General features: G+C 61.5%; 20 protein-coding genes. 9 read left to right on the top strand and 11 right to left on the bottom strand.

All coding sequences use genetic code 11. The annotated features are described in order from the left end of the window. Positions 1-274 precede the first annotated feature (274 nt). From ACH6CX_RS15350 to ACH6CX_RS15330, 5 genes are all read left to right on the top strand, one after another. Positions 275-1,306 carry a phytanoyl-CoA dioxygenase family protein gene (locus ACH6CX_RS15350; protein WP_396675807.1) on the top strand — a complete coding sequence of 344 codons (1,032 nt, stop codon included), beginning with the start codon at positions 275-277 and terminating at the stop codon, positions 1,304-1,306. A gap of 442 nt (positions 1,307-1,748) precedes the next feature. Then, entirely contained in the window at positions 1,749-3,002 is a 1,254-nt protein-coding gene (locus tag ACH6CX_RS15345; protein ID WP_396675805.1) for a capsule biosynthesis protein, read from the top strand. A gap of 205 nt (positions 3,003-3,207) precedes the next feature. Beyond that, a complete protein-coding gene (galU, locus tag ACH6CX_RS15340) occupies positions 3,208-4,119 on the top strand; it encodes a UTP--glucose-1-phosphate uridylyltransferase GalU (protein WP_237063435.1) in 912 nt (303 codons plus the stop codon). Positions 4,120-4,297: 178 nt separating this feature from the next. Continuing rightward, the gene (locus tag ACH6CX_RS15335; RefSeq protein ID WP_396675803.1) at positions 4,298-5,464 is read left to right on the top strand and encodes a nucleotide sugar dehydrogenase; all 1,167 of its coding nucleotides are present in this window, start codon (positions 4,298-4,300) and stop codon (positions 5,462-5,464) included. Positions 5,465-5,810: 346 nt separating this feature from the next. Then, positions 5,811-7,568: a DEAD/DEAH box helicase gene (locus ACH6CX_RS15330; RefSeq protein ID WP_232941231.1), complete on the top strand. Its 1,758-nt coding sequence runs from the start codon at positions 5,811-5,813 to the stop codon at positions 7,566-7,568. Between the two features lie 55 nt (positions 7,569-7,623). Here ACH6CX_RS15330 and ACH6CX_RS15325 read toward each other — a convergent pair whose 3' ends face one another. Both ACH6CX_RS15325 and ACH6CX_RS15320 read right to left on the bottom strand, forming a co-directional pair. Then, entirely contained in the window at positions 7,624-8,172 is a 549-nt protein-coding gene (locus ACH6CX_RS15325) for a cytochrome b (protein ID WP_237063429.1), read from the bottom strand. 167 nt (positions 8,173-8,339) lie between these two features. Further along, complete coding sequence (locus ACH6CX_RS15320; RefSeq protein ID WP_396675800.1) at positions 8,340-9,278, bottom strand: LysR family transcriptional regulator; 939 nt, start codon at positions 9,276-9,278, stop codon at positions 8,340-8,342. A 354-nt stretch (positions 9,279-9,632) separates the two neighbouring features. On the opposite strand from ACH6CX_RS15320, the gene metE reads away from it, so the two are divergent. Next, the gene (metE, locus tag ACH6CX_RS15315) at positions 9,633-11,891 is read left to right on the top strand and encodes a 5-methyltetrahydropteroyltriglutamate--homocysteine S-methyltransferase (RefSeq protein WP_396675798.1); all 2,259 of its coding nucleotides are present in this window, start codon (positions 9,633-9,635) and stop codon (positions 11,889-11,891) included. Positions 11,892-11,978: 87 nt separating this feature from the next. On the opposite strand, the gene ACH6CX_RS15310 is transcribed toward metE, so the two are convergent. After that, positions 11,979-14,024, bottom strand: coding sequence for an amidohydrolase family protein (locus tag ACH6CX_RS15310; RefSeq protein ID WP_334078782.1), 2,046 nt, complete (start codon positions 14,022-14,024; stop codon positions 11,979-11,981). Positions 14,025-14,240: 216 nt separating this feature from the next. Next, positions 14,241-15,551 carry a Xaa-Pro dipeptidase gene (gene pepQ / locus ACH6CX_RS15305; RefSeq protein WP_396675796.1) on the bottom strand — a complete coding sequence of 437 codons (1,311 nt, stop codon included), beginning with the start codon at positions 15,549-15,551 and terminating at the stop codon, positions 14,241-14,243. Positions 15,552-15,636: 85 nt separating this feature from the next. Here pepQ and purU point away from each other — a divergent pair, with 85 nt between their 5' ends. The 3 genes from purU (at position 15,637) to ACH6CX_RS15290 (ending at position 17,944) form a co-directional block, all read left to right on the top strand. Further along, a complete protein-coding gene (purU, locus tag ACH6CX_RS15300; RefSeq protein ID WP_396675794.1) occupies positions 15,637-16,473 on the top strand; it encodes a formyltetrahydrofolate deformylase in 837 nt (278 codons plus the stop codon). Between the two features lie 75 nt (positions 16,474-16,548). Continuing rightward, complete coding sequence (locus tag ACH6CX_RS15295) at positions 16,549-16,971, top strand: hypothetical protein (protein WP_232941238.1); 423 nt, start codon at positions 16,549-16,551, stop codon at positions 16,969-16,971. A gap of 199 nt (positions 16,972-17,170) precedes the next feature. Beyond that, the gene (locus ACH6CX_RS15290; RefSeq protein WP_396675792.1) at positions 17,171-17,944 is read left to right on the top strand and encodes an MHYT domain-containing protein; all 774 of its coding nucleotides are present in this window, start codon (positions 17,171-17,173) and stop codon (positions 17,942-17,944) included. Positions 17,945-17,968: 24 nt separating this feature from the next. Here ACH6CX_RS15290 and cysZ read toward each other — a convergent pair whose 3' ends face one another. From cysZ to gatC, 7 genes are all read right to left on the bottom strand, one after another. Next, positions 17,969-18,814: a sulfate transporter CysZ gene (gene cysZ / locus ACH6CX_RS15285; protein ID WP_396675790.1), complete on the bottom strand. Its 846-nt coding sequence runs from the start codon at positions 18,812-18,814 to the stop codon at positions 17,969-17,971. 24 nt (positions 18,815-18,838) lie between these two features. Continuing rightward, on the bottom strand, positions 18,839-19,138 hold the full coding sequence (locus tag ACH6CX_RS15280; RefSeq protein ID WP_232941241.1) for a PA4642 family protein: 300 nt from the start codon (positions 19,136-19,138) through the stop codon (positions 18,839-18,841). 59 nt (positions 19,139-19,197) lie between these two features. Continuing rightward, complete coding sequence (locus ACH6CX_RS15275; RefSeq protein ID WP_396675788.1) at positions 19,198-20,745, bottom strand: amidase; 1,548 nt, start codon at positions 20,743-20,745, stop codon at positions 19,198-19,200. A 201-nt stretch (positions 20,746-20,946) separates the two neighbouring features. Beyond that, positions 20,947-22,635, bottom strand: coding sequence for an AMP-binding protein (locus tag ACH6CX_RS15270; RefSeq protein WP_396675786.1), 1,689 nt, complete (start codon positions 22,633-22,635; stop codon positions 20,947-20,949). A gap of 395 nt (positions 22,636-23,030) precedes the next feature. Continuing rightward, positions 23,031-24,482 carry an Asp-tRNA(Asn)/Glu-tRNA(Gln) amidotransferase subunit GatB gene (gene gatB, locus ACH6CX_RS15265; protein ID WP_396675784.1) on the bottom strand — a complete coding sequence of 484 codons (1,452 nt, stop codon included), beginning with the start codon at positions 24,480-24,482 and terminating at the stop codon, positions 23,031-23,033. Beyond that, a complete protein-coding gene (gene gatA / locus ACH6CX_RS15260; RefSeq protein WP_396675782.1) occupies positions 24,483-25,952 on the bottom strand; it encodes an Asp-tRNA(Asn)/Glu-tRNA(Gln) amidotransferase subunit GatA in 1,470 nt (489 codons plus the stop codon). A gap of 47 nt (positions 25,953-25,999) precedes the next feature. Continuing rightward, positions 26,000-26,287, bottom strand: a complete 288-nt coding sequence (gene gatC / locus ACH6CX_RS15255) for an Asp-tRNA(Asn)/Glu-tRNA(Gln) amidotransferase subunit GatC (protein ID WP_232941246.1) — start codon at positions 26,285-26,287, stop codon at positions 26,000-26,002. Positions 26,288-26,577: the final 290 nt, after the last annotated feature.

Raw genomic sequence — 26,577 nt, 5'->3', positions numbered from 1 at the left:
GGCCGCTGGCCGCGACCTGGTGGGGCTGGCGATTCGGGATCGCGGCCAGCGGCCGCTCCTACGGGGGTGGGGGTTAAACCTTGTTGCAGGGTGTGTGCTGTGCGGTATGTAAGCGCTACCCGCCTGGGATTCCCGGGTTCCTCTTGTTGTAGGAGCGGCTCATGGCCGCGACCTGGTGGGACTGGCGAGTTGGGATCGCGGCCATGGGCCGCTCCTACGGTATGGGCCAGCGCGCCGGTACCGGCCTGAACAAATTATTGATCGAGAAAGACTAATGCCGGCACACAGGCTGACGAAATTGTGGAAATTACCCCTGTGGCTCGTGGAGCTGCTCGCCTGGGGCAAGAGTTTCAAGAACAACCCGGTTATCGGCAGTTACTGGCTGAACCGCTGCGGGCTGCACGTTTTGCGTGTGGTGATTGCCCATGGGTTGTTCCGCTTTCGCCTGTTGTTGCTGGCTGCCCTGGTGCCCGCTGCAGATCGCCGGGCCTTCCTGCGCGATGGCTATGTGCTGAAGGAAAACTTCCTGCCGCCGGAGCAGTTCCAGCGCCTGCGGGATGAGCTCCTGCATTACGAGGGCGAGGTGCGTGAGACCGTGGAGGGCACCACACTCACCCAGCGCACCTTTATGACGCATGAGGTCCGGAATGGGACGCCGCAGATGGCTGCCTTCGCCAATGACCCGCGTCTCGATCACCTGGTGCGCTACTGCTCCTCCAAGAACCGCCCGCCGCTCTTTTATGTCGAAAATTTGTGCAATCACGCCAATGTGACTCCGCGACCGGATCCACAGCGCGATATGCACGCGGATACTTTCCATCCCTGTGTGAAAGGGTGGCTGTACCTTGACCCGGTGGACGACAGGAATGGTCCTTTCGTTTATGTGCCGGGATCCCAGCGGCTGGGCTGGGCGAGGCTAAAGTGGGAGTACCGCCAGAGCCTGGAGGCCTGTAAGAAGGGCGAGGCCCGGGCACCGGGGCGCTACTGGGACGGCTCTTTCCGGGTCAGCGCGCAGGAGCTTACGGAAATGGGCTTTGCACCGCGGGTTTTCCGTGTACCGGCCAATACCCTGCTGGTTGCCAATGTCTATGGCTTTCACCGCCGCGGCGAGGCTAACGCGGCCTCTCACCGCATGACGATCTGGATGCAGGCGCGGGACAACCCGTTCAACCCTATCTTTACCCCCATTCCCCGGGCTGCCGGGCGCGCCTTTGAGTGGGTGTGGGAGCGAGTGCTGCGCCGGCTGGATGGGCCCCGCGAGCTTGCAGGCGAGCAGCGCAGGTTTACCGGCCGTTTCAGCCGCTGAATCCCGGGAAATTCACCCCGCCGCCGTTTTCTGGAACGGCGATTGCTAGCTCATAGTAGTGGGCGGCTGGACGCTGGTCTGTCTGGCCGCCGGCAATCCAATTTCTTTCTGCTATTACCATTACATCGCATTACAAACTGCGGACTAAGTACCAGATTAGCGGTAGAATAGCGGACGAAATTATACTAAGGCTGCTGTTTTTTTGAGCGGCCAATGGGGATATTAGTGGTCGGGGACTCCGTGCGGCACTGGCGTTGGTAGCAATACCCCGCCGGAACCGGCAGCCACTGATCGGCAGCACTGCCGCATAATAAATGGGGGGCGGTTTGCGACACCGTAAAAACGTTTCCGCTGGCAATGGGGATTGCCGCGGAACCGGGTGTCGGGACCGCTGTATTCCGGGGAATCGGGCCGCCTGGCCCGGGCCCGGTTTGGGGGAATCGTGTCATCCGTCGTCTTTTTACAGGGGCCGCTGGGGCCTTTCTTTGCCAAGTTGGCACGGCGCCTGGCGCGCCAGGGGACTGAGACCCATAAAATCAACTTCAATGGTGGCGACCGCCACTTCGGTTGGGCGGATCACCAGGTCGATTACACCGGGCAATATCGCGACTGGCCTTCCTTTATCCGTGCCTACCTGATTGAGCATCGCATCAATGCCGTATTTGTGTATGGCGACTGCCGCTACTATCACCGTGTAGCCGGGCAGGTGTGTGAGGAGCTGGGAGTGGCCTTCGGCGTGTTCGAGGAGGGTTACCTGCGGCCGGACTTCGTCACCTTTGAGTGGTACGGGGTCAATGCCAACTCCCGTACCGACTGGTCCCTCTCTGCAATAGATTCGTTTGAGCCCCGTGGCCGGCAGCCCTCGCTCAAGGTGGGGCTGACTTTCTGGCAGCGGACCAAGTATGCCTGCCGCTACTACCTGTTCACGCGTTTCGCCCAGGGGAAGTTTCCCCACTACCAGCATCACCGGGGGCGGGGCTGGGTTGCCGAGGGGCTGTGCTGGCTGCGGAGCTTCTACCGCAAGGGCCTGTACAAGCTCACCGAGCGCTCGATCCTGCCGCGCCTGGCCGGAGAGCTTTCTGGTCGCTTTTACCTCCTGCCGCTGCAAACCCGGGACGACTTCCAGCTGCGTACCCATTCTGACCTGCTGTCGATTGAACATTCCATCGACCAGGTGATCTCATCTTTCGCCGCCAACGCGGACGCCAGTGATTACCTGGTGATCAAGCACCACCCCATGGACCGGGGGTTCTGCCACTACGGACGCCTGATCCGCACCCTGGCCGTCCAGCAGAACATTGAAAAGCGGGTGATATACTGCCACGACTTGCACCTGCCCACATTGTTGGACCATGCCAAGGGCCTGGTGACCATCAACAGCACTGTGGGAATTTCGGCGCTGCTGCACCGGGTGCCGACAAAACTGATCGGTCGGGCCCTCTACGACCTGCCCGGCCTTACCCACCGGGGAGACCTGGACAGCTTCTGGCGCGACGCCGATCCGGTGGACTTCCGGCTTTTCCGGCGTTTCCGCCAGTATCTCTATGAACTGACACAATTGGATGGCAGTTTCTTCAAGCAGGTTGGCCATGCGGTAGATGCAGCCACCATGAGGATTCTACCGGTGGTGGGCAGTGGCCGGCGGGTGGCGGCACCGGCAGCGGGTGCTGCCAGTCCGCTACATGGTGGGCTGTAATGCAGTGTGATTTATGGCCGGTTGCTTGCCGGGGATGTATCTTGCAAGCTTTGCATTATGGAGTGCTGCGGCCATTAGGCGCGACCGGCGAAGCGGATTCCTAATTCGGGTGACAGTGAGTCACGGGTGCCTCTGGCATTCTCTTAACAGCGGGTAGGGCCCGCACAGTGAAATGGAATTCACACCAGTATTATCAGGAGAGAAAATGAACAAAGTAAAAAAAGCGGTCATTCCGGTGGCTGGCCTGGGAACCCGTATGTTGCCGGCCACCAAGGCTATCCCGAAAGAGATGCTGCCGATTGTGGACAAGCCGCTGATCCAGTACGTGGTCAACGAGGCGGTGAGTGCCGGGATCAAGGAAATTGTCCTGGTTACTCACGCCAGTAAGAACGCCATCGCCAACCACTTCGATACCTCTTTTGAGCTCGAAGCGCAGCTGGAGAACCGCCTGAAGCGCCAGATCCTGGACGATGTACGCTCGATCGTGCCCGAGGACGTTACGGTGATTTCCGTGCGCCAGGCGCAGGCCAAGGGCCTGGGGCACGCTATTGCTTGCGCCCGCCCTGTGGTAGGGGACAATCCTTTTGCAGTGCTGTTGCCGGATGTGCTTGTGGACCAGTATCGGGCTGACCCGACGGCCCATAACCTGGCGGCCATGGTACGCAATTTTGAGCAGACTGGTCACAGCCAGATCATGGTGGAGCCGGTGGCCTGGGAAGAGGTCAGCAAATATGGCGTTGTGGATTGCCTGGGTGCCGAGCTGCACGCCGGCGGCACCGCCAAGATTGACGGCCTGGTCGAGAAGCCCAGTGTCGACGCAGCCCCTTCCAACATGTCTGTGGTAGGCCGTTACGTGTTGCCTGCGGAGATCTGGAACCTGCTGGAGCAGACCCAGCCCGGCGCCGGTGGCGAGATCCAGCTGACCGACTCCATCGACCAGCTCCTTACCCGCCAGCGGGTCGAAGCCTACCAGATCGTTGGCTGCAGCCATGACTGTGGCAACAAGCTGGGCTACATGAAGGCCCAGATCGAATACGGATTGCGCCACCCCGACCTGGGCGAGGAACTGCAGGGCTTCCTGGCAGACGCGAAGCAGTCGGTGGTCGAGGCTGTTTAGTAATCTACTTGGCCATTTGACCAGTTTTCGACCCGTCGGGCCCTTTTAAGGGCCCGACCTATATTCCGGAGGGGCGTTTTTTCGTAGAATTGCGCACTTTCAGCAGGACAGGCTCCTGTCAAATTGTACCCGCGCAATGGTTGCTGCGAGGCAAGAAGAGATTCCAAGAGGTTCCAATATGAAAATCGCCGTGGCCGGGACCGGTTATGTAGGGCTTTCCAATGCGCTGTTGCTGGCGCAGTTCAATGAAGTTGTGGCCCTGGATGTGGTCCCCGAGCGGGTGGAAGGCTTGAACCGGGGAGTTGCCCCGATAGTTGATGCGGAGATCGAGTTGTTCCTCCGCGAGAAAGAGCTGCAGTTTACCGCCACACTGGACAAGCGCCAGGCCTATGAGGGCGCCGAGTTTGTGATCGTGGCGACGCCGACGGACTATGACCCCGAGACCAACTACTTCAATGCCAGTACTGTTGAGTCAGTGATTGAGGATGTGACGGCTATCAATCCGGCCGCCACCATCGTGATCAAGTCCACGATCCCGGTGGGCTTTACCCGGGAAGTCCGTGAGCGTTTTGGCAACGACAATATTATTTTCGCCCCGGAATTCCTGCGCGAGGGCAAGGCGCTGCATGACAACCTGTATCCCTCGCGGATTGTGGTCGGCGGCGAGTCGCCGAAGGCGGAACTGTTCGCCGAGCTGATGCTGCAGGGCGCGCTCAGTAAGGATGTGAAAATCCTGATGACTGGCTCCACTGAGGCCGAGGCGATCAAGTTATTCTCGAATACCTACCTGGCGATGCGGGTGGCCTATTTCAACGAACTGGATACCTACGCCGAAACCCATGGCCTGGATACTTTCCAGATTATCAGCGGTGTCGGCCTGGACCCGCGTATCGGCGATCACTATAACAACCCCTCATTCGGCTACGGTGGCTACTGCCTGCCCAAGGATACCCGGCAGCTGCTGGCCAACTATGAGGATGTGCCCAACAACCTGATCAAGGCCATTGTTGATGCCAACTCGACCCGCAAGGACTTTGTGGCGGAATCCATCCTGAAGCTGCAGCCGAAGGTTGTTGGCGTGCACCGGCTGATTATGAAGGCAGGTTCCGACAACTTCCGCACCTCCTCCATCCAGGGGATTATGAAGCGGATCAAGGCCAAGGGGATCGAGGTGATCGTCTACGAACCTTCATATGAGGGTGACAGCTTCTACAACTCCCCGGTGATCAACGATCTCGAGGCGTTCAAGCACCGTGCCGATGTTATCGTGGCCAACCGCATGTGCCCGCAACTGGAAGATGTTGCCGGTAAGGTCTACACCCGCGACCTGTACGGACGCGACTGACCGTCCGCCTGACTGGCATTCCCCGGTTGTCTCTGGCACCGGGGGGCCGTGCTTCCTTCAAATTCGATTGGTTAAAAAATAAACTGCCAATCTGCCCGCCACTCTGCTAGACTGCGCGGCCTTCTGCCCCCACCACCTTACGTGGTTGCAAGCGGGACATAAGCTTCATGGGTAACAGACCTCCTCGCCAAAGGCCCCTGTACTGCGTTGAATAAGCTTGAAGATAGCGGGTTGCTATTAATGGGCTTTTTCGCCTGCCCAGCAATGTGCGGCTGTGCGCTATGGTTATCCCATCGGGAACCTGGCCACGCCTGGCCCCCCTATGTAGATTCAAGTGAATTCCAAAATGACCGATACCCCCGAGCCGATTGGCTTTGACCAGCTGGACTTGCCGTCCGAAATCCTCAGTGCCGTGCAGTCCCTGGGCTATGAAACCCCGTCGCCGATCCAGGCGCAGACTATTCCCTCATTACTGGCCGGCCACGATGTGCTGGGGCAGGCGCAGACCGGCACCGGCAAGACCGCGGCCTTTGCGCTGCCGCTGCTGGCGCAGCTGGACCTGAAGGACCGCCGCCCCCAGGCGCTGGTGCTGGCGCCCACCCGCGAACTGGCCATCCAGGTAGCCGAGGCCTGCCAGTCCTACGCCCAGAAGCTGAAAGGCTTCCATGTGGCCCCCATTTACGGTGGCGCCGATTACCGCGGCCAGATGCTGCAGCTCAAGCGCGGTGTGCAGCTGGTAGTGGGAACCCCGGGCCGGGTCATGGACCATATGCGCCGTGGCAGCCTGGACCTGTCCAACCTGAAGACCCTGGTCCTCGATGAAGCCGACGAAATGCTGCGTATGGGCTTTATCGACGATGTGCAATGGGTGCTGGACCAGATTCCCGAGCAGCGCCAGATCGCGCTCTTCTCCGCCACCATGCCCAAAGAGATTGCCCGCATTGCCCGCGAGTACCTGCGCGAGCCGGTAGAGGTGAAGATCCGCGTCAAGACCGAGACCGCCGAAACCATCCGCCAGCGCTATTGGCCGGTGGGTGGCCTGCACAAGCTGGACGCGTTGACCCGTATCCTGGAAGCAGAGCCGGTGGATGCCACCATTATCTTCGTGCGCACCAAGAACAGCACCGTGGAGCTGGCCGACAAGCTGGCCGCGAGAGGGTTCGCCAGTGCCGCCCTGAACGGCGACATGGCACAGAACCTGCGCGAGGCGGTGATCGACAAGCTGAAAAAGAAGAAGCTCGATATCGTGGTGGCCACCGACGTGGCTGCGCGCGGCCTGGACGTGGCGCGGATCAGTCATGTCATCAACTATGACATCCCTTACGATGCCGAGGCCTATATCCATCGCATCGGCCGTACCGGCCGCGCTGGCCGCGAGGGTGATGCCATCCTGTTCGTGGCCCCACGTGAGCGGCGGATGCTGCGCACGATCGAGCGTGCCACCAAGAAGACTATCGAGCAGCTGGAGCTGCCCAGCGCCGCCGCGGTGAACGACGCGCGCATGCAGCGCTTCCGCGACCGTATCACCGGGACGCTCGACGGTGATATCGACCTGGCGCCGTATCGCCTGCTGGCGGAGAAGTACCTGGAGATGAACGAGGTGGACCCGCTGGACCTGGCTGCTGCCCTGGCCGCCATGGCCCAGGGTGACCAGCCGCTGCTGGTCAAGGAGCAGGAATTCAAGCCGCGCGAGAAGCGCGAGCGCCGCGAACGGGATGGCGATTTCGAGAGCCGCGGCCGCAAGCAGGGTGGCTACGAAAAAGACAAGAAAATGCCGCCGCCGGATGAGGGGATGGAACGGTTCCGTATCGAGGTGGGCCGCGAGGCCGGCGTCAAGCCGGGTAACATCGTCGGTGCTATTGCCAATGAAGTGGACCTGGATAGTTCCTACATCGGTCGCATTGAAATCTACCCGGAATACACCACCGTGGACCTGCCCGAGGGCATGCCCAAGGAGATTTTCAGTCATCTGAAAAAAGTGCGTGTGGCAGGCCGGGAGATGCGAATTTCACGGTTTAGCGACAAGCCGGCGCAGAGCAAGCGCAAGCCGAAACCCAAGTCCGGCCCCAAAACCGCGGACAAGCCCCGTAAGAGAAAACAGTAATCCGTTGTTGCTGCGCAGTCCCGGCTTTATGGCCGGGCTGCGCCAGTAAGAATTGTCAGCTCTTTCCCCACGGCAACATATGCCGCAGCGTCCCGTCCCGCTTGCCGAAGTGATGCCACAGGGCGCCGGCAATATGCAGCACCAGCAGCACCAGGAAGGCGTTCCAGATCAGCTCCTTGTGAAAGAAGGCCAGTTGCTTGGCGATGTCGCTGTTCTCTTCTACCAGTGTGGGTATTTCAAATAGCCAGAAAACCGTGGTTTCCTTGCCGGCGAATTGCCGCATGGCCATCCCGGTGATCGGCATGGCCAGCATGATGACGTAGAAAAGGCTTTCCACAAGCTGTGAGAGCTTGCGTTGCCAGCGCCCGCCGTAGAGTTCCGGGCGGGGGTAGATGGCCCGGAAGTAGATGCGGGCGATCGCGAACACCAGCACACTCAGCCCGATCGAGAAATGCAGCACCATCCACCAGCTACGCATGGGATCTTCCTTGTCGTACCCTTCGTGAAGTTCGACCGAAGCCCAGGCGCACAGGAACAGGATGGCGATCAGCCAGTGGAGTCCACGGCTCAAGGGGTGCCATTTCTGGGGGATGGTGTCGGTCATAATATCTCTCCCTGAATACCGGTTTAGTCTTTGTGAAAGATTACCGTGTTTTCTACTTCCGCGTGAATCCCCTGTCGGTCGACAGGTGGTCCAGGACGTTGCTGCCTCCCCTATGCTTCCAGCCCCTGATTACTGTTCTTTCCAGTAGTTCTGCTTGCGATTCTCGTTTAAAGGCTGTGCCCCCCGTTTTCTGCAGCGCGAACACCGTTCAGGTTGGCAAAGCAGGTATCCCTTGCGGTTTGCAGAAAGTCCGCCAGATAGGCCTGCCCCAGCATCTCTTCCCTGACTGCCGCGTAGAGCGTGCTCCACAAACCCTGTTCTCCCAGGCGTAGCTGTGCAATCAGGCCTTTTTGCAGGTATTCGTGCAGGGCCCAGTTGGGCAGGGCGCAGATACCGCGGCCGCTGACCGCCAGCTGCAACATCATTACCGTGAGCTCAGCCGTGCGCACATCTGCCGGCTCCACACCGGCGGGATCCAGGAAGTGCTGGAAAATATCCAGCCGCTCACGCTCCACGGGATAGGTGATCTGCACTTCGCCGGCCAGGTCTTCCGGCGTCACCCACTTCTTTGCCGCCAGCGGGTGCTTGCGACTGGCGGCCAGCACCATTTCGAAACTGAACAGCGGGGCGTAGTGGAGGCCGTGGAGCTCCGGGTCCGGGTTGGAGGTTACCACCAGGTCCAGGTCTCCCCGGGTCAGGGCCGGCAACGGGGCGAAGTGAAAGCCACTGGACAGGTCCAGTTCCACCTCGGGCCAGTTGTCCCGGTAGGTGTCCAGGGTAGGCATCAGCCATTGGTAACAGCTGTGGCACTCGATGGCGATATTGAGCCGCCCTGCCTGGCCCGAGGCCAGCCGGGCCAGGTCCCGCTGCGCCACTGCCACCCGTGGCAGCACATCGTCCGCCAGTTGCAGCAGGCGCAGGCCGGCGCTGGTAAAGCGCAGCGGCCGGGATTTGCGCACAAACAACGCCTGTTCGTGGCGGTCTTCCATCTCCCGGAACAGGTGGGAGAGGGCGGACTGGGTCAGGTGCATTCGCTCCGCAGCGCGAACCATGCTGCCGGTCTCCCGCAGCACCGTCAGGGCCTTTAGCTGGCGTAATTCAATCATCTTTAGAAATATTCATGTTCTAGGCAAGAAATATGAAATTGATTGAATATCACATGGATCGCAGAATCAACCCTCGGTTTCGCGCCTCGGCTGATGGCCGGCTACAGGGCGCTTCGCTATGGCCAATGGCCGCGATGGGTCCGGCTTTCCCGGCAAGATGACTCTCCCGCCCTCGTCACCCGGCTCGAGCCGGGGTCACGAAGTTCAGGGGATTTGCCGGAACAGGGGGAAACAGAGCGGGGCATGTAGGGGCGCACCTTGTGTGCGCCCGGGCAGATGCAGGCTCACTGCCGTGATGACGGCAAGAGTAAGTATCAGCGAATGGCAAAAGAACAAGCACATGAGGGAAACGTAATGGCACAGACACATATTCTCGGTTATCCGCGCATTGGCGCCAATCGCGAGCTGAAGCGGGCACTGGAAGCCTACTGGCGTGGAGAGGTGGCGCAGGAACAGCTACTGGAAGCCGGGGCAGTGGTACGTCGCGGGAACTGGGAGGTGCAGGCCGAGGCAGGCCTGGGCCAGGTAACCGTGGGGGATTTCGCCTGGTATGACCAGGTACTGAATCACTCCCTGATGTTCGGCGTTGTGCCACAGCGGTTTACCGTGGGTGCGGCGGACAGCAAGCTTGACCAGTACTTCCGTATGGCGCGTGGCCGTGCACCGGGTGGCGAGCCGGTGGCTGCCAGCGCCATGACGAAATGGTTTGATACCAATTACCACTACCTGGTGCCGGAGTTCGAGGCCGGGCAGCAGTTTTCGCTCGACAGTGAGTGGTTGCTGGCGGAGGTGGCAGAGGCCCGTGACCTGGGCTTTCAACCGAAACCCGTGGTGATCGGGCCGCTCACTTACCTGTGGTTGGGGCGTGCGGCCGGGGACCGGCTGGAGCTTTTGCCACGACTGCTGCCCCTGTACCGGCAGCTATTGCAGCAGCTGGCAGAGGCCGGCGTGGAATGGGTACAGCTGGATGAACCGATCCTGGGTCTGGACCTGCCGGGGGATTGGCGCGATGCCTTTACGCCGGCCTACGCAGCGCTGGCTGAAGGGCAGGGCCCGAAAAAACTGCTGGCCACGTATTTCTCCCCTCTGCGGGAAAACCTGTCGCTGGCCTTCGGCCTGCCGGTGCAGGGTGTTCATATCGATGCGGTACGGGCACCGGAAGAGGTCGGCCAGGCGGTTGCCGCCCGCAGCGGCGGACAGGTGCTTTCAGTGGGGCTGGTAAACGGCCGCAATATCTGGCGGACTGACCTCGTTGGCTGGCAGGGCCGGCTGGCCCCGTTGGCGCGGGAGTTGGGGGATAACCTGTGGCTGTCTGCCAGCTGCTCCCTGTTGCACTGCCCGGTGGACCTGGACACGGAAAAGGCACTGCCGGTTGAGCAGAGCCAACGGCTCGCCTATGCGCGGCAAAAGCTCGACGAGCTGCGCCAGCTGCAGGAGGCCCTGCATTCGGGTGAGCCGGTTACACCGGGTGATGCGGCCGCGGGTGCGAGCATTGGCGGTGGGGAAGCCCATGTGCCGGCAGGGCTGGAGAACACCTGGCGCGCGCAACCATATAGCGAGCGCGCGCCACTGCAGGCCCGGCGCTGGCAGCTTCCCCTGTTACCCACCACCACCATCGGCTCTTTTCCGCAGACTGACCTGTTGCGCCAGATTCGCCGACAGTACCGTGCGGGAGATATCAGCCGACAGGAATACCTGGATCACCTGCGCGCGGAAATTGCCGAGGCGGTGCGTCGCCAGGAAATCCTGGGCCTGGATGTGCTGGTGCACGGTGAGGCTGAGCGCAATGACATGGTGGAGTACTTCGGCGAGCAGCTGGACGGTTTTGTCCACACTGGCAATGGCTGGGTGCAGAGTTATGGCTCCCGCTGTGTCAAACCGCCGATTATCTTCGGCGATATTTCCCGCCCCAGCCCCATGACTGTGGAGTGGAGTCGCTATGCTCAGTCGCTGACGAAAAAGGCGGTGAAGGGCATGCTGACCGGCCCGGTGACCATCCTCAACTGGTCCTTCCCGCGGGAGGATATCCCGCGCGGTGAAAGTTGCCTGCAGATTGCCCGCGCACTGCGCGAGGAGGTGCTGGACCTGGAAAAGGCGGGCATCGGCATTATCCAGATCGACGAGCCCGCCCTGCGCGAGGGTGTGCCGTTGCGCGAGTCCGATCACCGGTCCTACTTTGACTGGGCTGTGGGTTGTTTCCGCTTTACCTGTGCGACGGTAAAGCCGGAAACCCAGATCCACACCCATATGTGTTACAGCAATTTCAACACCATTATGGACGCGATTGTGGCGCTGGATGCGGATGTCATCACCATCGAGTCGGCCCGCTCAGACCTGCGGTTGCTGGAGGCTTTCGCCGGTGCCAATGGCGGCTACCCGAATGAAATCGGGCCTGGCATTTACGATATCCATTCTCCCAATGTACCGGAGCGGCAGGAGCTGGTGGACCGATTGCAGAAACTGGTGGCGGTAATCCCGCCGGAAAAGCTGTGGGTTAACCCGGACTGTGGCCTGAAAACCCGTGACTGGGCCGAGGTGGGGACGTCGCTTTTGAACATGGTTGAGGCAGCGCGGACAGTGCGGGCGCAACTTGAGGTGAAAGACCTCGCGTAAAAGTGCCAACGGCCCTGTGGCGTAATCTCTGGCCGCGGGGGAGCGGGCGGGCCGGCGGCCCGCCCATCCTGGTGGAAGTGGCTAAAACTAGTTGGTGGCGATATCCACAGCACCACCGAGCCGCACCGGAATCGACTCGTGGAAGGGCTTGATGCCCATGGCCCGATAGAGCTCGTCCGGGCGATAGAGGTTCTGTCCCTCGATCACCAGCGCCGTGCGCCGCAGTGCACTGATATCTTCCAGGGGGTTGCCGTCGAGCAATACCAGGTCGGCGTCCTTGCCCACCGAGATGGTGCCATTGGTCTGGAGCTTGCCCACCACCTTCGCTGGATTTACGGTAGCAGTGCGCAGCACATCGGCATTGGGAATGCCGGCCTTGGCATAGAGTTCCAGCTCGCGCAGCAGGGTAAAGCCCGGCAGTCCGTCGGTGCCCGCCACCATGGGGACCTTGTGCTCGTGCAGTTTGCGCATCATCTCCAGCAGGGCCTGTGCGGACAGGTCATAATCATGGCGATGTTCAGGTTTTACATCGAGCTCGGCGCCGATAAAGTTTCGGCGCACATTGATGGGCAGGTTATCGGCGATGTTCGCGTATTCCGGATCCATTTTGCCCGGCTGGCGCAGCAGCATCGAACTGAATACTGTTGTGGTTGCATCCACCACCGTGCCCTTGTGGGCGAGCTTGTCCAGGAATGCTGCGACCTCCTCACTTTCCAGGTCGAGCTCGTGGGCGTGCTCACCTACTTCGGTAAAGCGTAATTTCTTGCGGGTGTCGATTGAGCCCATGAAGTTGAGGAACAGCATGTTGATATGCTGGATTTCGTCAAAGCCCGCATCCACCGCTTCCTCCGCGGTCATAAACGCGGGAATATGCCCTGACAGTCGCAATCCCTTGCTGTGGATATACTTGGCGAGGGGCGCTATCCACTCGGGCTCCATGGAGCTGTAAGTCTTGATCTGCATATAGCCGCGATCGGCATACCAGTCGACTATTTCCTTCGCGTGTTCAAGACTGGAGGCAGTCTTGCCCATGCGCATGGCATTCTCGCTGTCACGGTCCATAAAGCCGGCGCGATACACATCCCCGCCAATTACCTTGCCGGAATCGTACAGTTTCTCGATCCGCATGATGTTTTCATGGGTGTTGCCGATATCACGGACGTTGATCACGCCGGCGGCCATATTCAGCACGCCGTCCTGCGGCGACAGGTGGCCGTGCATATCCCAGAGCCCGGGCATCAGGGTCATGCCCCTGGCATTGATACGGGTAATGCCCGGTATGCGTATTGGTGTGTTACTGATGCGGCTGATCTTGCCATTCTCGACCAGGACATGCTTTCCCTTGCGAAGCTGGCCCGCTTCCACATCAACAAGGTCAACATTGCTGATCAGGATGGGGGTGTCGGATTTCAGTGTGAGCTTGCCTGACAGCTCCTGGAGGTAGTGATCCGCGGCGCGAATCTGGCGCTCCTTGAGCTGTTCCAGGTGGGACTTGTCCCAGCCCTTGCGCAGGATTGCGAACCAGCCACCATCGTCGAGTGCGAATAGGTCCCCCTGGTCGTCATACCAGGCCAGTTCCGGGGTCAGGCCGAGGCCGGAAATGCCGTACAGGTAAAGCTTCTGCTCCCGGTCTCCCTCGGCCAGGGTGAGCTGGTCCAGTTCATTCAGCCGGGCCTGGCCCTGCGGCAGGAGGTCAACAGTTCGGTCCCCGTCTTCGAGCAGGGCCTTAACCAGCTGGTTCTGTACGCCAAGGGACGTGCTCTTGGGGATGAAAAACTGGGGCGAGGGGGATTTGGCGCTGCCGCGCTCGTCGGTGCTGTTCCAGTTGGCTACGCCATCCTGGAGTGAGAAGGTTTCGTCGACCGGCGCGCCAAAGGGGCTGATACCCTCGATGTGGAGCTGCTCCGGCATGGCGCCGGTACCGACGGTGAATTCCTCCCTGAGCTCCAGTCGCCGGTTGTTCCAACCCAGCTTGAGCTTTCCGGAAACCTGTTCGCCATCCCGTTCAATTGTGCTGGTGCCGGCAATACCTTCCTTGTTGTAGATAACATACTCGATGACATCTGCGTGCACTTGGCTCGCCGCGCCCAGCAGGGCAGCGGCCAGGAGCGCGGTAAAAGCTGGAATTTTCATGGTCCTGGACCCTTTGCTTTTATTGGCGGGTCAAGATTGAAATTTTTCTACCGGGAAGGCAAGCGAGGGGGAATACTTTCTCTTACAGGAAAGAAAGGCGTGCCAGAAGTTCTGCTTTTCATGCCTGAGTGCGCCAGGCGGGGCGATGAAAGTGAATGAAGGCTGGGAATTGTGCGGGAGGACGCGCGGAGCCCGGGCTCCGCGCGATACAGCTCCTTACTCGCCGTAACAGTCCCGTGTCATATTCTCGACACGATTCTCGTGCACGACTACGTTGTCCTCGATGCGCACGCCGCCGAAGGGGCGCAGCTCCTCCACTTTGTCCCAGTGCACCTCGGCGGCCAGCCCGGTGTCCTTCAGGTCGCCCAGCAGGCTGTCGATAAAGTACAGGCCGGGCTCGATGGTGAAGACCTGGTTGGCTTCCACGATGCGGGTCGTGCGCAGGAACGGGTATTTTTCCGGTGGTGGGGTGGTGCCTCCCTCCGGTGCGCTCTGGTGGCCGCCCACATCGTGTACCTGCAGGCCCAGGAAGTGGCCCAGGCCGTGGGGCATGAAGGTGGCGGTGAGGCCTGATTCAGCGGCGGCGCCGGCGGAGCACTTGATCACCCCGAACTGCTCCAGTAGCTCACCAATTTTCTGGTGGCAGTCGCGATGCAGGTCCGGGTAGGGGACGCCGGGCTTGAGGCCGGCCACCAGCTCCTGTTCTTTTTCGTGCATGGCCGCCACCAGCTCGGCGTACTCGCCGTCGCGGTAGGCATAGCTGCGGGTGATGTCCGCACAGAAACCGTTGCAGTCGGCACCGGCATCAATCAGGAAGCTGCGGCGCTCCGCTTCCGGCAGGCGCTCGGTGGACAGGTGGGTGTAGTGCAGGATTGCGGCGTGTTCATTGAGGCCGACAATATTGCCGTAGGGCATCTGGTTCTCGCCCTGGCCGGCAGCGTTCAGGTAGGCCAGGTTGATCTCGAACTCGCTGGCGCCATCGCGGAAGGCTGCCTCGGCGGCGCGGTGGGCCCGCACTGCGATACGGTTGGCTTCCCGCAGGCAGGTCATCTCATAGGGTGTCTTGTAAGCCCGCGCCCAGTGCAGCCGTGCCAGCAATTCTTCCGGGTTGGCGGTACCGGTATTCCAGTCTTCCACCCCGTCGGTTTCGCCGATAAAGGCGGCATTACTGGCATCCAGGAACTGTTTCGCCTCATCGGGCTTGCTCAGCAACTCGATCTCGTACTCGTCACTCCAGAAGGTCTGCGGCGCCGGCGGCACGTAGTGCCAGAAGTCCACCGGGCGATAAAAGAGCAGTTTCGGCTTCTGCCCGCGGCGGTAGATGACCCAGCTGTGGGGGTTATCGGTGACCGGCACCAGGGCCTTGAACTGCGGGTTGACGCGAAACGGGTAGTAGTTGTCGTCCAGGAATTGCACCTTGGGCCGGCCACTCAATACGTTCAGGGTGTCAAAGCCGGTTTCCTCCAGGATGCTGTCATAGCGCTGGCGGAGCGTGGCCATATGCGTGGCGTAGAGTTTCTTGTCCATGGTTCTCCCTGGTGAGCAAGGTGTGATTCACGTTAACCCGGTAGTGTATAGTCTCTGCACTGGATATTTGGCCTGAATTTCGACCATGGAAAAGAAGATACTGCTAACCGATTGCCCGGATGCCAAGGGATTGATCGCGAAAATCACCAACATCTGCTACAAGCACCAGCTCAATATCATCAAGAACGATGAATATGTGGACCGGGTGCAGGGGCGTTTCTTTATGCGCACCGCGCTGGAGGGCAATTTCAACGACTCCACCCTGCTGGAAGACCTGGATATGGCGCTGCCGGCGGGTGCGGTACGGAAGCTGGTTCCCAGCGGGCGCAAGCGCCTGGTACTGATGGTCACCCGCGAGCCCCACTGCCTGGGGGATATCCTGATGAAGTGCTATGCCGGAGCACTGGATGTGGAGATCGCCGCGGTGATTGGCAATCACCCGGACCTGGGCGCCCTGGTGGAGAAGTTCGATATCCCCTTCCACTGCCTGCCTGCAGGCGGGCTGGAGCGCAACCAGCATGAAGAACAGATGGTGCAGCTGGTGGACAGCTACGGTCCGGATTACCTGGTGCTGGCCAAGTATATGCGGGTGCTGACGCCGGACTTTGTCGCCCGCTATCGCGGTCGCATTATCAATATCCACCACTCCTTCCTGCCGGCGTTTATCGGGGCGCGGCCCTACCAGCAGGCTTTCGAGCGCGGGGTGAAGATCATCGGCGCCACCGCCCACTTTGTCACCGACGACCTGGATGAGGGGCCCATCATCGAGCAGGATGTGATTCATGTGGACCACGCCTATTCTGCCGATGGCATGGCGGCGGCAGGGCGTGATGTGGAGAAGTCGGTGCTGAGCCGGGCCCTGCAGCTGGTGCTGCAAGAGCGGGTTTTTATTCACGGCAATAAAACGGTAGTCTTCAAGTAACCGGTCCCTGTCCTGGTGGCCCGCACGGGCCTGTCCGCAGGTACCTGGTCGTTTTACGGTTTGGGAATCCACAGTATGAAGAAAAAGGACAACCGCCTGGTGCGCCGTTCCCTGCTCCTGCTGGTACCGCTACTGGCCGCAGCCTGTGCCAGCGAGCGCTCCTTGCCAGTGCCGGGCCTGAAAGAATCCTTCCATACGGAGATTGCCCGCAATGGCGCCAAGCGGTTCACCTACTCACTTGAGGTGATGCGCAATGACATCCCCCGGCCGGCGACTGCCAGCGGGGTGAATCGCAGCCGCATGGCCCAGCAGGGCATGATCCAGCAGCCGCGCAACCGGGTGCGGCCGCTCAGTGATCGCCTGCAATTCGACCGCATGTTGCAGCAGAAGCTGGCCGAGACCGGATTCTGTCGCGATGGCTTCTTCGAGCTTGAGCGCACCGAGCACGCTTTCGGTGGTGAAGTGCGGGGTGAATGCCGGGACGGCGTCAGCGCCTGAATTTCCTGCCCCGGCTTACACGCCCCGCCGTGCCAGTGAGCGCTGCTCCCCGGCCTGTCCCTCATCCCGCCTTTCCTGTCACGGCCAGCGGTCGCCCCCACAGGCGATTAGTGGCACTTTCCTCATTGAAGTCTGTTGATGCTGTGTGATCTGTTTCACATTGGTGGCCGTAGTCTCTGGAAATGGCCCGAAAATGGCCATGCGACCCAATAATGACAATGAGGCTGCCATGTCCACCGAATACGATCCCCTGCTGGTATTGCTCTCTTACCTTATCTCCGCCCTTGGTTCCTTCGCCGCATTGCAGCTGGTGACCGCCATACCCGAGGCGGTGACAGGGAATGACCGGCGTCGCGCCATCCTGGTGGCGGGGCTGGCGATGGGGGGCGGGGCCATCTGGTCGATGCACTTTGTCGGCATGCTGGCCCTGCAGACCGAAATGCCCATGGCCTATGACGTGGCCGGCACTATCGGCTCCGTGCTGGTGGCGGTGGCGGCATGCGCCCTGGGACTGGCGATTGTCGGCACGGGTAAATTTATGTTTGACCGGCTGATCCCGGCCTCGGTATTTATGGGGGCAGGGGTGGCAGGTATGCACTATTCGGGCATGGAGGCCATGCTGATGCCGGCCAGCATCAAGTATGACCTCAATATCATGATCATTTCCGTAGTGATTGCGGTGGTCGCAGCCTATGCCGCGCTGTGGATGGCGTTTGTGATGCGCGGTCGCTGGCAGAAAATCGGCAGTTCGCTGGTGATGGCGGTAGCGGTGTGCGGGATGCATTATACCGGGATGACGGCGGCCAGTTACCAGCCCACCGGGGTGATGCCCGAGCCGGGAATAGCCGGCTCGATTACATCGGAATACCTGGGGATAACCGCCGGCGTGGTGACCCTGATGGTGCTGGTTTCCAGTGTACTGGCGGCCCGCTGGTACCACCGGCGCCCGATGGCGGCCTTTGTGGGCACCTGAGTAACGCGGGCCGGTATGCAGGTTTCAGGGGTGCCTGTCCTCCTCGGTAAGCAGGCGGTCGGCACCGGGGTCGCCGTGGCGTCGCAGGCGATCCACCCACAGGACCGTGCCCCCCGCCACGGCCGCCGGCATCACGAAGATGTTCAGGACCGGCACCATCTTGGCCAGCATCACCGCTCCACCAAAACTGAGGCTGGAAAGTTTGCGTCGCAGCAGCACACTCTTCAGTTCGTCGAAGGGACGCTGGTGGTTATCCAGCGGGTAGTCGACGTACTGGATCGCCATGCACCAGGCACCCCAGAGCCCGCCCAGGATCGCCGGGATAAACACCGTCCAGCTGGTGAGCATGGCGATGACAAAGATCACCAGGCCCCAGCCGACAAAGTACATCAGCTTGCGCAGTTCGCGGCCGATAGTGCGCCAGACCATGCTTACCATCGGCTCTGCCGGTGGCGCCTGGCCGGTGAGCAGCTCCTCGACCTTTTCCGCCAGGAAACCGTTAAACGGTGCGGCAATGATATTGGTGATAATGCCGAACAGGTAGCCGTACACGAAGAGGAAGAGGATCACCACGGCAATGGCGATCAGCCACGCCAGCCACTGGAAAACATTGGCCGCCCAGGCGGCACCTTGCGCCAGTATCGCCCGCCACCAGGACATCTTCTCGGTGTCGACCGGCTCGTGTGCCAGCAGGCTGCCGAGGTAGTCCGACAGTCCGCCCAGCTGCGACAGCATGACGGCGGTGAGGGCGATAAACAGGACCAGGTTGATCAGTAGTGGCACGATGATAAATGGCCGCAGCTCGCGCCGTCCCAACAGGCGTGCTCCCTGGATCAGTGCGTCGACACCATGGGTGGGATTGGAAGTCATCGGGTGTTCCCTGTTGCCTGTGACTTATTCGACCGCGCCGGCATCGCGCAGGATGTGCGCGTACTCTTCACTCTGGCGATGGCCGGCCACTTTTTGCAGCAGCGTTTTGCCGTCGGGGCCGACACTGTCCAGGTTGCGGTCCTGCTCCCGGAACAGGCGCACGAATGTGGCGAAGCTTTCCGCTTTCATACCCCGGTAGGCTCGCTCCAGCAGGTAGAAATCCCGCTCCATGCCTTCCGGTGCCTCGCCCTCAAGAAACCCGGCAATACGCTCTTCATCGAATACCTCACCGAGGACTTTCTGCTTGTCTTTCTTCAGGGTCACAATCTGTTCCTTAGTTGGTGCATGTTGGATCGGGTGGGGCGGGTGCAGTACCGCCCGGGCTATTCGCCTCGCGGGGTTCCTGCCGGAATTTCCGGTGCCCGGCGCGCCCCGCTGGCCTGTTCATAATTGTACGCAGCCGCAATCAGGATGTCCTCCCGGTTGGCACCGGAGAAGAACGAGAGGCCTACCGGCAGGTGGCGGACAAAGCCCATCGGCACAGTGATGTGGGGATAGCCAGCAACTGCGGCCGGTGTGGATGCCGAGCCCAGGTAGTGGTCGCCGTTGACCAGGTCAATCTTCCAGGCCGGACTGGTGGTGGGCGCCACCAGCAGGTCCAGGTCGTGTTCCTTGAGCAGGGCATCGATACCCTGTTCCCCGGCCAGTGTCTTGAGTCGTGCCACCTCCTCGGCAAAACCCGGTTCCTGGCGGCCGCGGGATTCCTGTGCCTTGATGAAAATTTCCTGGCCAAAGTGCTGTAGCTCCCGGTCCCGTGCGCGCTTGTTGGCCGCCACCAGGGCATCCAGTGACCTGGCCTTGACCGGCGTGGTTTCCAGGTACTCGGCCAGGGCATCCCTGAACTCCCACGCCAGCAGGTCAAACTCCTTCGCATGTATGTCGCCCAGGGTGTCGATATTGGTATTGTCGACCAGGGTGGCGCCCTGTGCGCGCAGGGTTTCCAGAGCCTGCTCAAAGACAGCGTCCGTCTTGGGGCTGTAGCCGGTGAGGTTGCGGACGATCCCGATACGCAGCCCCTCGAGGCCGTTCGCGTTCAGGTGCCGGCGGTAGGGGCCGCGCGCGGGGATGCTGCCGGGGTCGCCCGGGTCCTCACCTACCATCGCATCCAGTAGCGCGACCGCACCCTCGACGGTGGTGGCCATGGGCCCGGCGGTGTCCTGGTGGGCTGATATGGGGATTATGCCGTCGCGACTGACCAGGCCCAGGGTGGGTTTGATGCCCACCACCCCGTTGATCGCGGCGGGGCAGGTTACCGAGCCGTCTGTTTCCGTGCCTACGGCGAGCGGTACCAGGCCGGCCGCCACCGCAACGGCGGAGCCGGAGCTGGAGCCGCAGGGCGAGCGACTCAGGTCGTAGGGGTTGCGTGTCTGGCCGCCGACAGCACTCCAGCCGCTGGAGGAGGAGGTGGAGCGGAAGTTGGCCCACTCACTCAGGTTGGCCTTGCCCAGGATGATGGCGCCCTGCTTGCGCAGGGATCGCACCAGGAAGGCATCGTCTGCGGGGATGTTCTCCCGCAGCAGCCAGGAGCCTGCAGTGTTGGCCATGCCGTCGCCGGTATCGATATTGTCCTTGAGCAGCACCGGAATACCATGTAGTGGCCCGAGTACGGTACCCGCACTGCGCAGGCGATCGAGCCGTTCGGCCTCCTGCAGCGCGTTGTCACTCAACTGGGTCACCGCGTTGAGGCGCTCATTGTAGCTCTCGATCCGGTGACGGTATTCACGCACCAGCTGGGCTGAGGTTTTCTCACCGCTCTCCAGGGCCGTGCGCAGGTCGCTTAAGGAGGGGAAGTCATTCGCGGACAGCGGCGCTGCTGCCAGTGTCACCAGGGTGGCAATGGTGAAGAAGATGACTCTTGTTATGGTTTTCATGGTGCACCTGTATTCGGGAACTGGTTTCCGCGGCTGTCCCGCCGGCAGGCTGGCCGCAGTAAAAACCCATACTACCCGAGAATCGCAGCCGGCGACGGGTACGGGGCTATTGGTGTGGGCTATTGGTGGGGGCTACGGGAATTGCAGGGGGGCGGCAATGGCCAGGGGCAGGGCGCGGACACTGGCCGCGCCCTGTAAGTGTCAGGCCTCTAGGCCCAGTTCCCTGGTGGAAATTTCCCGCATGCGGAATTTCTGTATCTTGCCGGTGACGGTCATCGGGAAGCTGTCGGTAAAGCGGAAATAGCGCGGAATCTTGAAGTGGGTGATCTTACCCCTGCAGAACTCGCGCAATTCCTCCTCGGTTACCTCGCCGGCATCGGCGCGCAGCTGGACCCAGGCGACAAGCTCCTCACCGTATTTCCTGTCGGGGACACCGGTCACCTGCACATCGGCGATCGCCGGGTGAGTGTAGAGGAATTCCTCCACCTCTTTCGGGTAAATATTCTCGCCCCCGCGGATCACCATATCCTTGATGCGCCCGACTATCTGGATATAGCCATCCTCGTCCATGGTGGCCAGGTCGCCGGTACGCATCCATTTGTCGCTGTCGATGGCGTTGCGGGAGGCTTCCTCGTTGTTCCAGTAGCCCAGCATCACGCTGTAGCCACGGGTACACAGCTCGCCCACCTCGCCACGGGGCAGGGTCTCGCCGGATGCGGGGTCGATGATTTTGGATTCCAGGTGGGGCTGGGTGCGGCCGACCGTGGTGACGCGCTTGTCGAAGGGATCGTCGGCGGCGGTCTGGGTCGACACCGGGCTGGTTTCGGTCATGCCGTAGGCGATCTGCACTTCCTGCATATGCATTTTGTGATTGACCGCCTTCATCACCTCGGCGGGGCAGATGGAGCCGGCCATGATGCCGGTGCGCAGGGAGCTGAGGTCGTAGTGGGCAAAGTCCGGATGGTCCAGTTCGGCAATAAACATGGTGGGGACGCCGTAGAGGGCGGTGGCGCGTTCTTCCGCCACTGTCTCCAGGACCGCTTTCGCCTCGAAAGCCTCCCCCGGGTAGATCATGGTGGCGCCGTGGGTGACACAGCCCAGGTTGCCCATCACCATGCCGAAGCAGTGGTACAGCGGCACCGGGATTACCAGCCGGTCGCGCTCGGTGAGTCCCATGCTCTCGGCGACGAAAAAGCCGTTATTGAGGATATTGCGATGGGACAGGGTGGCGCCCTTGGGGAAACCGGTGGTGCCGGAGGTGTACTGGATATTGATGGCGTCTTCGCAGTGCAGTGACGCCTGGACCCCTGCCAGCCGGGCTTGATCGACCTGCGATGATTCCAGCAGCAGGTCATCCCAGCGCCACATGCCGTCGTGGACATTCCCGGCCAGATTCACCACGATCTCCAGGTGCGGCAGCCTGGCGGAGCGCAGTTTCCCGGCGGGCGAGGTCTTCAGCTCCGGTGCCAGCTCATAGAGCATGCCTGTGTAGTCGGAGGCTTTGAACTGCTCGGCGATCACCAGCATGCGGGCCTGGGAATGGTTGAGGGCGTATTCGAGTTCGTGCAGGCGGTAGGAGGGGTTGATGTTTACCAGGATGGCGCCGATCTTGGCAGTGGCGAACTGCAGCGTAGTCCACTGGGCATTGTTGGGGGACCACATTCCCACCCGGTCGCCCCTGCCGATTCCGATGGCCAGCAGGGCGCGCGCGCAGGTGTCCACCTGCTGCACGAATTCCCGGTAACTCCAGCGGATGCCCTGATGGCGCACCACCAGGGCATCGTTGTCCGGGAAGCGCGTGGCGGTTTCATCCAGCGTATCGCCGATGGTCGTCTCGATCAGCGGCTGGCTGGCCTCGCCGCGGGTATAGCTAGGGCGCCTTTCTGTCATCGCTTGTATCTCTCCGTTGTTATCTTTGTTATTGCTTGCTGGTCCTTAATTTCCTGACTTGCGTCCCTTTTGTCCAGAGGGTGGGGCGAATTTTTGTGACCGGAGTGGGGGGTGTATTTTTCGGTGGAGGTGTTTTGCGGCCATGGGCCGCTCCTACGGAAAGTTGTGTCTGCCGGAAAGCAATGCGTAGGAGCGGCCGCTGGCCGCGAGATGGAGCGAGGGTGAGTCGCAGGCACTGGGCGCGGCGTAGGGCGCAATAAGCGCAGCGCACTGCGCCGGACTCAGGGTTGTCGCGGCCAGCGGCCGCTCCTACGGGCAATGGTAGTTAACCCGGGTTACGGGGTCCTACCCGCAGGAGCGGCCCATGGCCACGTAAAGGGAAATGCGGCTGGCGATCAGAGCAGGGCGTCCAGCTTGTCCTTGAGGATCTTGTTGATCATCTGCGGGTTGGCCTGGCCCTTCGAGGCTTTCATCACCTGGCCGACAAAGTAGCCCATCATTTTCGGGCGCTTGGCCTCGTCGGCATTGCGGTAATTTTCCACCTGCTTGGCACTGCCGGCGATTACCTCGTCGATCATTTGCTCGATCGCACCGGTATCGGAAACCTGCTTCAGGCCACGCTGCTCGATCACCGTATCGGCATCGCCCTCGCCATTGGCCATGGCCTCGAACACCTGCTTGGCAATCTTGCTGGAGATGGTGCCGTCCACGATGCGCGCAATCAGGCCCGCCAGCTGTTCGGCGCTGACCGGTGACTGGTCGATGGATTTCTCCTCGCGATTCAGCAGTGCTGCGAGCTCACCCATCATCCAGTTGGCGGCCAGCTTGGGCTCTCCCGATTTCCCGGCCACGGTTTCGAAGTAATCCGCGAGTACGCGTTCCTGGGTCAGCTGGTCGGCGTCGTAGGCGGACAGCCCATACTCGCTGGCAAAGCGCGCACTCTTGGCATCCGGCAGTTCCGGCAGCTCGCCGCGCAGCTGCTCGATGTAGTCCTCGGACAGTTCCACCGGCAGCAGGTCGGGGCAGGGGAAGTAACGGTAGTCGTTGGCCACTTCCTTGCTGCGCATGGAGCGCGTCTCGTTTTTATCGGCATCGTACAGGCGTGTTTCCTGGGTCACGGTGCCGCCGTCCTCGAGCAGGTCGATCTGGCGCTCCGCCTCCACCTTGATCGCCCGCTCCACGAAGCGGAAGGAGTTGACGTTCTTGATCTCGGTGCGGGTGCCAAGTTCTTTCTCGCCCTTGAGGCGCACCGAGACATTGGCATCACAGCGCATGGAGCCCTGGGACATGTCGCCGTCGGAGATGCCCAGGTAGGTAACGATGCTGTGCAGCTTTTTCAGGTAGGCCACGGCCTCGGCGGCACTGCGCAGGTCCGGTTCCGAGACAATCTCGATCAGGGGTGTGCCGGCGCGATTCAGGTCGATACCGGACATACCATGAAAGTCCTCGTGCAGGGACTTGCCGGCGTCCTCCTCCAGATGGGCATGGTGCAGGCGCACCTTCCTGCTGCTGCCGTCTTCCAGGTGGATCTCGATCTCACCGGGCCCGACGATGGGTTCCGCCAGCTGGGTGGTCTGGTAGCCCTTGGGCAGGTCCGGGTAGAAATAGTTCTTGCGCTCGAATATGGAGCGCCGGCCGATCTCGGCGTTCATGGCCAGGCCGAACATCACCGCGTGGCGGAACGCCTCCTTGTTGGGCACCGGCAGGGTGCCCGGCATGGCCAGGTCGATGGCGCAGGCCTGGGTGTTCGGCGCCGCACCAAAGCGGGTGCTGGCCCCGGAAAAGAGCTTCGATTCGGTGGCGAGCTGGACGTGGACTTCCAGCCCGATGACGACTTCCCATTCCATTTACTGTTCTCCTGCCGCTTGTGCAAAGGGCGCGGTCGCGCGGTGCCAGTCAGTGGCCTGCTGGAACTGGTGGGCAGCGTTGAGCATGCGCCCCTCGTCGAGGTAGTTGCCGATAATCTGCAGGCCCACCGGCAGGCCGCCTGCCTGCCCGCAGGGCAGGGACATGGCCGGAAGTCCCGCCAGGTTGGCGGAAATGGTGTAGATATCTTCCAGGTACATGGCCACCGGGTCGTCGGTTTTCTCGTTCAGGCGGAAAGCGGGGTTGGGCGCTGTTGGGCCCATCACTACGTCCACCTGTTCGAAGGCCTGCACAAAGTCCTGCTTGATCAGGCGGCGCACCTGCTGGGCCTTGTTGTAGTAAGCGTCGTAGTAGCCGGCGGACAGAGCGTAGGCGCCCACCAGGATGCGGCGCTTAACCTCCTCGCCGAAGCCCTCACCGCGGGAACGCATGTAGAGGTCACGCAGGTCGGCGGGGTTTTCGCAGCGATAGCCATAGCGCACGCCGTCAAAGCGCGACAGGTTGGCGGAGGCCTCCGCCGGTGCGATGACGTAATAGGCTGGTACGGCCAGGTGGGTATGGGGCAGGCTGATTTCCACCAGCTGCGCACCCAGTCTCTCGTATTCCTTCAGGGCATCCTGTACCCGCGCCGCGGCCTCCGCGTTCAGCCCCTCGCTGAAATACTCCTTTGGCACGCCGATTCGCAGGCCGCGGATATCGTCGTTGAGGGAGGCGGCAAAGTCCGGCACCGGCCGGTCCAGGCTGGTGGAGTCGCGGCGATCGTGGCCGGCCATGGCGGTCAGCAGGTGGGCCACATCCTCGGCGGTACGGGCAATGGGGCCGCCCTGGTCGAGGCTGGAAGCGAAGGCGATCATGCCCCAGCGGGAGACCCGGCCGTATGTGGGCTTGAGGCCGGTGGTGCCGGTCAGGGCCGCCGGCTGGCGGATGGAGCCGCCGGTGTCGGTGGCAGTGGCGCCCGGTACCAGCTGTGCCGCCACAGCCGCAGCGGAGCCGCCGGAGGAGCCGCCGGGTACATGCTCCGGGTTCCAGGGGTTCTTTACCGGACCGTAGAAGCTGGTTTCATTGGAGGAGCCCATGGCGAACTCGTCCATGTTGGTCTTGCCCAGGCTCACCGCGCCGGCGGCCTGGAGCTGTTCCACCACGTGGGCGTCGTAGGGCGGCACGAAGTTGTCCAGCATCTTCGAGCCGCAGCTGGTGCGCACCCCGTGGGTACAGAAAATGTCCTTGTGGGCAATGGGCACGCCACACAGGAGCGGCGCGTCGCCGGCCGCCAGGCGCTGGTCGGCGGCCCCGGCCTGCTGCAGTGCCTGCTCGGGGGTGGCGGTGATAAAGCTGTTCAGGTCGCCGTCCAGCTGTTCGATGCGGGTGAGCAACTGGCGGGTGATCTCGACGCTGGAGAACTCGCGTTCGCGCAGGCCGCGAATGATTTCGGCGATGGTTAACTGGTGCATGGTATTCCCGGTGTGTTGTCTCTTTGCGGGTGGTGGCCAGGGATCAGTCAGTCGATTACCTTGGGAACCAGGTAGAGGCCCTGTTCCGCCTGGGGTGCCAGTTCCTGGAAGGCCTCGCGCTGGTCCGGCTCGGTAACCGCATCCGGCCGCAGCACCTGTACCTCGTCGAGGGGGTGGGCCATCGGCGCGACGCCCTCGGTATGCACAGACTGCAACTGGTCGACCAGCTGCAGGACATTGCCCAGGCGCTTGCCGACCTCGTCAACGGTTTCCTCTGAAATGGCGATGCGGGCCAGCTCGGCCAGCTGTTCTACGGTTTGCTTGTCCACGGCCATGACAATCGGGGCTCCAGCTTGGATGGAATGGGGACTGCCCGGTGACCGGTAAACCGGACTCCAAAGCGGGGCAGGAGGGACGCAAATTTAGCACAGGCGGCCACGATTCTCATAAACGGGCACCGAACGTTGCGTGGCGGGGCCGCGCCAGTTCGGCCTATTGCGGTATTCAGGCGGATTCAGCCTTGCCCTGAACCCCCGCCGTTGTTAGAGTTTGCCGATTCTGGCGGTGGACTGTGTGCCAGCTTCCGACGGGTGGGTGTCGGGAGAGCCAGGGGCCTGCGATCATT

The organism is Microbulbifer sp. JSM ZJ756, assembly GCF_044383805.1.
GTDB lineage: Bacteria > Pseudomonadota > Gammaproteobacteria > Pseudomonadales > Cellvibrionaceae > Microbulbifer > Microbulbifer zhoushanensis.
The sequence above is the reverse complement of the archived record's forward strand: the minus strand, read 5'-3'. Positions and strand labels throughout refer to the sequence as shown.